This is a genomic window from Pseudahrensia aquimaris, from assembly GCF_042676045.1.
GTDB lineage: Bacteria > Pseudomonadota > Alphaproteobacteria > Rhizobiales > Rhizobiaceae > Pseudahrensia > Pseudahrensia aquimaris.
In genome coordinates, this window is sequence record NZ_JBHTJV010000007.1 from 1 (window position 1) to 1995 (window position 1995).

2 protein-coding genes are annotated in these 1995 nt (G+C 58.7%); both read left to right on the top strand.

Annotated elements, in window-relative coordinates; translation table 11 throughout:
- Nucleotides 1-209: 209 nt before the first annotated feature.
- On the top strand, nt 210-638 hold the full coding sequence (locus ACFQ14_RS08840; protein ID WP_449301303.1) for a cadherin-like domain-containing protein: 429 nt from the start codon (nt 210-212) through the stop codon (nt 636-638).
- Between the two features lie 5 nt (nt 639-643).
- On the top strand, nt 644-1995 hold a 1352-nt coding region (locus tag ACFQ14_RS08845), incomplete at its 3' end, for a cadherin domain-containing protein (RefSeq protein WP_377212375.1).

Sequence of the window (1995 nt, forward strand, 5' to 3'; positions counted from 1 at the left end):
TGACCGTCGCGGACGTGAACGAAGCGCCTGTTGCGGCTGACTACGTGGCATCGGCTGCGATTCCAGAAGACAGCCCGTCCTTCACCAACAATCTGATCACGCCCGTCGGCTCCACGCCGATCATCTCTGTTGCTGATCTGGTGAGTGACGTTGATGGCGACACGTTTGATGCCAGCTCCTTCAGCTTCGACAGCGCCACGTTGAACGGTATGCCTGTTGGCGGTCTGGGTGATGTTGGCATCACCTATGCAGCAAACGGCGATTTCACCATTGATGCCGCCAGCACGACCGCGTTCCAGGCTCTGGCCGATGGCGAGAGTGCAACGGTTGTGGTCTCGTTCACGGTCACCGATCCGGGTGGTTTGAGCGATACGGGCACGGCGACGTTCACGGTAACGGGTGCCAATGACGCGCCTATGGTCTCACCTGTCACGTTGACCAATGTGGCGGAAGACACGGTTGTTGTGATCACGGCGGCACAATTGCTTGCCGGTTCCAGTGACACCGATGCGACTGACATTCTGTCGGTTGCCGATGTAATGGCGACGAACAACGGTTCGATCGTTGATAACGNAATGTCGTCGACGACAGCGGCACCATCAATGACACGACCGCTAACACCGCAACCTTTGACGTGAATCCGGTGAACGATGCGCCTGTTTCTGGTGCTGATTTGACGGTTTCGGCTGCTGAGGATGCGGCTGATACGGACGTTCTTGCGACGGCTTCGGCGAGTGATGTGGATGCGGGTGATACGATCACGTATTCGATCACGTCTGATCCATCCGGTCTGTTCGAGATCGATGGGACGACAGGCGCAGTGTCTCTTGCATCCGGCGCTTCGCTCGATGCGGAGACGGCTACATCGCATACGATTGAAGTCACGGCGACGGATGATGGCACGGGCACGTTGAGCGATACGCAGACGATCACGATCAACGTGACGGATGTGGACGACAACGCGACAACCGCCCCGGTTGATGGTGATACACAGGCGGATTCCGTCTCGGAGAATGCCGCAAATGGCACGTATATCGGTCTGACGGTCGGTTCCACCGATGCGGATGTGACAGCGGGTGCGATCAGCTATGCGATCACAGGCGGTACGGGTGTGGGCCTGTTCAGCGTTGATGCCGCGACCGGCCAGGTTCGTGTTGCTGGTCCAATCGATGCCGAGACGGTTGGTTCGTTGGTCACGATTGAAGTGACGGCAACCCCTGCCAACGGTGCAGCGAGCACGGCATCCACGTTCATAATCGATATTGTCGATGTCGATGAGTTCAACGTGTCGGCTGTTACGGATGCGGATACAGCCGCAAACGAGATCACGGAAAGCGCCACATCAGGCACGGTTGGCGTGACGGCTTCTGCCACGGATGACGATGCGACAACCAACACGGTGAGCTATGCCATTACCGGCGGTGCGGCTGCCCTGTTTGCGATTGATGGCACGACCGGCGTTGTCAGCGCGGTCGGCCCGTTCGACTTCGAGGCGGCTACGAGCCACGACATTGAGGTAACGGCCACGTCTGCGGACGGTTCGACGTCGGTTGAGACGTTCACCATTGCGGTAACGGACGAGAACGATACGGCGCCGGTGTTCACCAGCGATGCGGCTGTTGATGTTGATGAGAACACGACTGCGGTTGTGACGCTTGCGGCAACGGATGCCGATACGACGGGTGAGACGGTTGCCTTCACGATCACGGGCGGGGCGGATCAAAGCCTGTTCCAGATCACCGGTGGTCAGCTTGAGTTCATCGTCGGCGCGCCCGACTTCGAGATGCCGGGTGATGCGGCGCCAGCCGATGGTGTTTACGAAGTGACGGTGACGGCCAGCGATGGCACGAACACGACTGACCAGACGATCACTGTGACAGTCACGGACGTCAACGAGGCGCCGACTGCGGTTGCTTTGGACAATTCTGTGACGACGGTTGCCGAGAACACGGTGATTGGTTCCGGCATCAAGGTTGCCGATATCACGATCACAGA